The sequence below is a fragment of the Rhizobium rhizogenes NBRC 13257 genome (assembly GCF_000696095.1).
Taxonomy (GTDB): Bacteria; Pseudomonadota; Alphaproteobacteria; order Rhizobiales; family Rhizobiaceae; genus Rhizobium; species Rhizobium rhizogenes.
In genome coordinates this window covers 98,267-104,573 of sequence record NZ_BAYX01000025.1, presented here as the reverse complement: position 1 = coordinate 104,573, position 6,307 = coordinate 98,267, and the positions used below count along the sequence as shown (strand labels likewise).

General features: G+C 59.6%; 6 protein-coding genes. All 6 read right to left on the bottom strand.

Annotation, left to right across the window (positions count from 1 at the left end):
* Positions 1-7: 7 nt before the first annotated feature.
* Entirely contained in the window at positions 8-1,261 is a 1,254-nt protein-coding gene (locus RRH01S_RS31300) for an LVIVD repeat-containing protein (protein ID WP_042477214.1), read from the bottom strand.
* A 74-nt stretch (positions 1,262-1,335) separates the two neighbouring features.
* Entirely contained in the window at positions 1,336-2,379 is a 1,044-nt protein-coding gene (locus tag RRH01S_RS31295) for a substrate-binding domain-containing protein (RefSeq protein WP_042477253.1), read from the bottom strand.
* 359 nt (positions 2,380-2,738) lie between these two features.
* Entirely contained in the window at positions 2,739-3,542 is an 804-nt protein-coding gene (locus RRH01S_RS31290; protein WP_042477212.1) for an ABC transporter ATP-binding protein, read from the bottom strand.
* The gene (locus RRH01S_RS31285; protein WP_042477209.1) at positions 3,539-4,327 is read right to left on the bottom strand and encodes an ABC transporter permease; all 789 of its coding nucleotides are present in this window, start codon (positions 4,325-4,327) and stop codon (positions 3,539-3,541) included. Before RRH01S_RS31285 ends, RRH01S_RS31290 begins: the two co-directional genes overlap by 4 nt.
* Positions 4,317-5,141: an ABC transporter permease gene (locus RRH01S_RS35055; RefSeq protein WP_234711801.1), complete on the bottom strand. Its 825-nt coding sequence runs from the start codon at positions 5,139-5,141 to the stop codon at positions 4,317-4,319. Before RRH01S_RS35055 ends, RRH01S_RS31285 begins: the two co-directional genes overlap by 11 nt.
* A 61-nt stretch (positions 5,142-5,202) precedes the next feature.
* The gene (locus RRH01S_RS35050; RefSeq protein ID WP_042477206.1) at positions 5,203-6,288 is read right to left on the bottom strand and encodes an ABC transporter substrate-binding protein; all 1,086 of its coding nucleotides are present in this window, start codon (positions 6,286-6,288) and stop codon (positions 5,203-5,205) included.
* Positions 6,289-6,307: the final 19 nt, after the last annotated feature.

Here is a 6,307-nt window from a genome sequence, read left to right as displayed (position 1 = left end):
CACCCCATCAGCCGCTATATGCGATGATTTCCAGTCCGGCATTATAGTCCGTGGCATAGATCAGGCCGTTGGCGTCCACGAAGACATCTGCTGACTGGATGACCTTCGGCCGCCCAGGGCGACGGTCGGTCATCGTCGTCGGCCCTGCCGGAACGAGAGCGGCGGTTTCGACAGGATGGTAGGGGTCGGAAATATCGAAGGCGCGGATACCGGCATTCTGCCAGGTCGCAAAGATCAGCGTTTCAGAGACGAATGAACCGGGCCGGTTTTCATGCAAATTGTGTGGGCCGAAATGGCCACCCTTCTTCGTGTAGTCAATCTCGGCGGGGATCGGGAAAGTGGAAATGCTGACCGGGTTTTCGGGCACGCGGATATCAAAGACCCAGGTATGCTTTCGCCCGTCTTCCTCGTTGTCTAGCACCGCCTCATCCGCCACCACTAAAAGGTCACGGCCGGGCAGGGGAAGCGGCGAATGCGTGCCGCCGCCATAGGGCGGGCACCAGTTATGGTGCTTGATGAGCTTTGGCGTCGCGCGATCTTTGATGTCGAGAAGTGTCAATCCGCCATCGCGCCAGCAGGCATAGGCAGTATCGCCATGCACCAGCGCATGATGCAATGCATAGCGTTTGCCATCGCCCCAGCTCGGCGCTTCGCCCGCTGCTCGGTTCATGCCCGGGAGCCACCATTGGCCGACAAGTGCGGGTCTTGTCGGATCGGCCATATCGACGGTGACGAAGATGTAGTCGGAAAACCCGTCAAGCAGTGCCGAGGCATAGGCATAGCGGCCGCCGACATACCAGAGCCTGTGGAAGCCGATTCCTTCCACGTCCAACTGACCGATCTTCCGTGGCTTGTAGGGTATGGAAATATCGAAAACAGTCATGCCCGCGGTCCAGGCTCGTTCGCGCTTCTCCGCGGCGACCGTCTCGCCGACGGATTTGGTGTAGTAGGCCTTTTCGTCCGTGAAAGACTCGACATCGGCGAAGAGATCCAGGGCGTTGATGACCAGCAACAGCTCGCCATGGGTTTGGAGGTGGATGTTCCATGTGTTGGCCGGAGCCTGCACGTAGTTGACGGTTTTCGGGTTTTTCGCATCTCGCACGTCAACGATCGAAAACCCCTGTGACCAGGGATGGGCGATATAGGCGTAACCGCGATGGACCATAAGCTGCAGTCCGTCGCCGCGACCGCCAATATCGCTATGGCCGATCAGCGTCATGTTGCGGGCAAAATCGGGTTTGGGCAGATCGATCGATGCCATGGGTCTTCTCATACCTTCGGAAAATGGGAAGCGCTGCCCAACGGGCAGCGCTTGTGAGCAGTTGCGGACGCGGCTCAGTTCTTGGCCGCAGGGATCCACGCAGCCGTAGCGGCATCGCTCTTCAGGAAGGCTGGAAACCTCTGCTGCAGCTCCTCGATCGTGCCGATCTTGTTGCCTATCAGATCGTCCCGGGTAATGAGTGTCGGCTGGAGAAGAACGGAGCGTCCCGGGAACTGGCCGGCGATGGCGAGCGAGACAGCGCGAACGGATACTTCGCCGACGACGGCCGCGTTCGTGGCAGCCGTCGCAGCCCAGGCGCTGTCCGGCTCAGTGATCAACTGGATATCAGCGGTCGATATGTCGACACCATAGATCTTGACCTTGCTGGAGAGGCCGAGTTCATCGATGGCAAGCTTGGCGCCCTTTGCGAATTCGTCCCATGGCGTGAAGATCACGGAAATGTCCGGGTTGGCGCGCAGGACCGCCTTCGTCTGGTCGGCGACCGAGGCGGGAACTGTGTCGTTGACCACGCCCCAGACCGCCTTTTCCTTGAGATTGTGCTTGACGATGAAATCCTTCCACACGTCGTAGCGTCGATCGAGAGGGGCAAAGCCGGCGACATAGACTGCGCCACCCGTAAAGCCATCGCCCTTGTCCTTGATGGCCTGATCGAGCACAAGCTTGGCCATGTCCTTGTCGCTTTGCTCGATTTGCGGGATTTGCGGATTATCTAGGTTCACGTCGTAGGCGACGACTTTGATGCCCTTATCGAGCGCCTCTTGCGCGACATCCTTCAGAGTTTCAGGCCGGCCGTTATTGATGATGATGCCGTCGACGCCGAGATTGATTGCCTGCTCGACGAGGCTTCGCTGGACATCATTATCGTTGCGAGCCTGCGAAACGGTGAGGTTTATGCCAAGAGCGTCGGCCTGCTGCTTGACGCCGGCCTCGAAGGCTTGCAACCAGTCGCCACTGCCAAGGAAGCTGACGACGGCAATGTTGACCGTCTTCTTGTCGAAGGGAGCGGGTGCTCCGTCAATGCCTGCCGAGAGGGCGCTAGTCGCGAAAATTGCGACGGATATAACGGCAGTTGCCGCTGTCTTGAGTATCTTGAACACGGTGTCCATTTCTTTGAATGAAGATTGATCGGGATCGGTTTTTCGCCCAGGCAACGCGGTTGATGAGGTCCTGGGCATAAAATGGGCGGCATTCAACGTGGTGAGGCCGTTGAGCAGAACGTCGACGAATACGGTGCCCGAGATGGTGCCGAGCATGCAGAGGTGCCGCAGGGCCAGACCGCAAAGCCGACGACGGGAAAAAGGGATGGCGGCTATCCACGAAATGATTGTGCGGCGGGGTCTCCGTGACAACGACCCTAAGATGCCTACCACATCCGTCGATTGACGCACGGCAACGATGCCGCTCGCGGTTGCTTCGTGGCCCACCTTCCTTCTTGGCGTCGATATTCACAATGGTTCTATGTCCGACGTGTCGCTCCGACACCCAGAAGCCCCAGAACCTCATCCCTCAGACGGATGAACTCCGGACTCGAGCGATCCTGCCGTGCCTGCTCCGGAATAGGCAGGATGGTGGCGATCCGGCCCGGATGGGGCTGCATGACGACGATCCTGTGGCCGAGATGAACCGCCTCGTCGACATCATGGGTGACCAGCAGCGCCGTCGTACCTTCATGTTGAACGATGCGTTTCAGTTCATCCTGTAGCCGTAGGCGGGTCAATGCGTCCAGCGCACCAAGCGGTTCATCAAGCAGCAGGAAGCGCGGCCGGTTGACGAGCGCTCTGGCGATGGCAACACGCTGTGCCATTCCGCCGGAGAGTTGCGCCGGATACGCCTTGGCAAACTGTGTCAGGCCGACAAGCTCGATATGCTCGCGCACTGTTTCCTTTTTGCCGATCCGGGAGAGGGGGCTGCGCCGAAGCGCCGCCGCGACATTGGCTTCAACGGTCAACCAAGGCAACAACCGGTGGTCCTGAAAAACGATCGAGCGATCGAGGCCCGGTCGGACAACGCGTGCGCCATCGACGAGGATATCGCCACTATAATCAAGATCCAGCCCGAGGATCAGCCGCAGCAATGTCGATTTTCCGCAGCCGGAGGCTCCAACGATGGTGACGAATTCACTGCGCCGAATGGAAAGGTCGATGCTCGCAAGCACCTCGACCCTTCGTCCGGCGACGATGAAGCTCTTGTCGAGCTTGCTAATTTCAAGCGCAGGGGCAACGCCGATCTGAAAGGCGGTGGATGGGGATATCTGGTTCATCTCGTTCGTCTCCTGAGAAGCCATGTCTCCAGCCAGAGGGCCGAGCTATTGTAGAACAGGCCGATCGCGGCCAGAATGATGATGCCGAGGAAGAGCAGATCCATCTCGAAGAGCTGACTGCCCTCGTTCAGCCGTCCGCCGATGCCGGGGGTGACGTTGAGAAACAGTTCCGATCCGAGCGTGGCAAGCCAGGCGTAGATCAGGCCGGCGTGCAGGCCGGTGAATATGGCGGGAAGGGCGCCCGGCAAGGCGATCAGGTGTGCAAAGTCAATGCGGCTGAAGATCAGCACGTCTGACAGCTCCCGATAGGGTGGTGGCAGTCCCCTTACGCCCTGCCATGTATTGATGACGACGGGCTGAAATCCGGCGACGGCGATGAAGGCGATCTTCCCGGCGTCCGCACCGCCGAACCATACGGACAGCAGCGGCACCCAGGCGAACAATGCGATCTGGCGAAAGGCAAGCAGCGTCGGTCCGACAATCCGCTCCGCAGTGTGCGAGAAACCGAGAACCAGACCGAGCAAAAGCCCGGCCGAGGCGCCGATTGCAAAACCGATAAGGTTTCGCCGCAGGCTTGCGCCGATATCGAAAGCCAGCGTGCCTGTTGTGAATTCCGTTCTGGCGCGTGCTGCGACCGCTGCCGGCGAGGGAAGGAAGCGGGGATCCACCCATCCGAACTGCGACGCCGCCAGCCAAACAAGGAAGATAGCACCGAAGGCTGCAAATGGACGCCAATGCCTTGTGGCCCCTCGAAGCGGCTGAAAGGACAGGGTGTCAGCGGTCATTTCGCGCCTCCGTCTTCCAGGGTTGGACGAAGCGTTCCAGATATTCGAGCGCGCCGTTCAGTAGCAAGCCGATGACGGCGATCACCAGCATGGCGGCGATAACAAGCTCCAGCTGGAATAGCTGGCGACCCCAGGTGATCAGATAGCCAAGACCCTCGAAGGAGGCGAACAGCTCCACAATCACCAGGTTTTGCCAGGCCGCTGCCAGCCCCTCGCGAAGGCCGGTGAAGAGGGTGGGGAGCGCAGCCGGCAGGATGATCGTTGAGACGCGCTGCACGGGTGTGAAGTCGAGCACGCGCCCGAGTTCGATAAATTGCGGCGGCATGCCGGTGATGCTGCGTGTCGTCGCCAATATGACCGGTATCGCCGTCGACCAGGCGATGCTGACATATTTGAGCTCCTCGTCGATGCCGACGAACAGCACGAGGAGCGGCAGCCAGGCAAGCATGTTCACCTGCGCCACGGCTGTGAAAACCGGCCAGATGAATGCTTTTGCTCGGGGCAGCAGACCAAGGGCCGTGCCGATGAGGAGGCCGAGCGATACACCGATAGCAAAGCCGATGGCGACGCGTTGCAGGCTTCGCAATGTATGTTCGGCGAGTATCCCGTCGCTCCACAGGTCCACGATCGTTACCCAGACCACCAGCGGAGCCGGCAGGATCTGTCCCGGAAGCCAGCCGTATTGTGACGAAAGCTGCCATGCGAGCAGCAGGACAAGCGGCAGGGGGAGCGCATAAGCGGCGTGGGTCAGAATGGGCAATAGGCCGATCACGCGTCGTTCTACCGGCCGATCAGCCGCAACTGTCAAAGTCATCTCTTGTCCTCGGAGGCAACACGCCGTCCGCGCCAATCGGCGCGGGCCGGCATATCGACGTTCAGTTGGTCTGCTTTTTGTCGAGGGTTCCGGGCGTGGCGATCTCGCCATTGGCGGCGTAGCTGGGCCAGTAGTTTTCCAGCTTCAGATCCTTGAGCGCCTGCTGCAGATATTTCGGCTCCAGCCAGGCGTCGACATCGACGTCATTCTTGATCAGACCGTAGGCCTTGGCCCGAGCCACCTGATCCTTGTAGCGTGTGATGACGAAATCATCGATCAGGGGGTTGAGCCGATTTGCCAGCGTATCGCCTTCGATATCCGCGTCGAACGAATCCTTCGGGAAGCCTGAAAGAGCCCAGGCATCAAAGACCGCCTCTTGGTTGGCCGGATCGGAGGCGAATGCCGCCGCTTTCACGAAGGTGGTGATGACACGCTGCGTGATATCGGGATGGGTCTGTTCGAAGGCGGCCGTGACCAGATAGGAGGAATTTCGTCCGAGCGTCGGATCGTCGCCCTTGGTGGAATAGACGATCTTCACGATCCCTTTCTTTGCCAATGCCAGAAACTCGGGGCCGCCGAATACGGCATCGACATTGCCGGAGGTGAGTGCCGGTACGGCGGCGTTGGTATCCAGGTTGATGAAGCGGACATCCTTTTCTGTCAGGCCGTGGGTGGCCAATACGCGATCCGTGGCAAGCTGCAAATTGGTTCCCTTGAAGAGCGCGACTTTCTTGCCCCTGACATCACCGATCGACTTGATATCGCTATCAGCCGGGACTGCAAGGTAGATCGGCTGATGCCGGCCAGTGGCAAAGACGAACTTGTAATCCAGCCCGCGCGACCTGCCGACGATCGCCGGCAGGTCTCCGAGCAGGAAGAAGTCGAGCTGCTTTGCTGCAACGGCCTCGTTGAGCGCAGGGCCGGCGCCGCGGAAGAAAGTCCACTCGATCTTGACGTCCTTGTCGGAAACAAATTCCTTTTCGATGAGCTCCCGAGCCCGGGCATAGGACGTTGCATCCCCTTGCGAATATTGCCGGTTGTCGAGGCCGATGCCTGGATAGCCGAAGCGGATGGTCAGTTCTTCGGCAAAGGCCGAGGTAAAGGAGGCAATAAATGCGGCAAGCGCCACAGCGATGCGAAACTTCATGATCTTTCCCCTTGTCCGG

What these genes read in the sequence shown, in the direction of transcription:
- RRH01S_RS35055 (WP_234711801.1), bottom strand. Translation starts at nt 5,141, where the DNA reads ATGACTTTGACAGTTGCGGCTGATCGGCCGGTAGAACGACGCGTGATC.
- RRH01S_RS31290 (WP_042477212.1), bottom strand. Translation starts at nt 3,542, where the DNA reads ATGAACCAGATATCCCCATCCACCGCCTTTCAGATCGGCGTTGCCCCT.
- RRH01S_RS31300 (WP_042477214.1), bottom strand. Translation starts at nt 1,261, where the DNA reads ATGGCATCGATCGATCTGCCCAAACCCGATTTTGCCCGCAACATGACG.
- RRH01S_RS31285 (WP_042477209.1), bottom strand. Translation starts at nt 4,327, where the DNA reads ATGACCGCTGACACCCTGTCCTTTCAGCCGCTTCGAGGGGCCACAAGG.
- RRH01S_RS35050 (WP_042477206.1), bottom strand. Translation starts at nt 6,288, where the DNA reads ATGAAGTTTCGCATCGCTGTGGCGCTTGCCGCATTTATTGCCTCCTTT.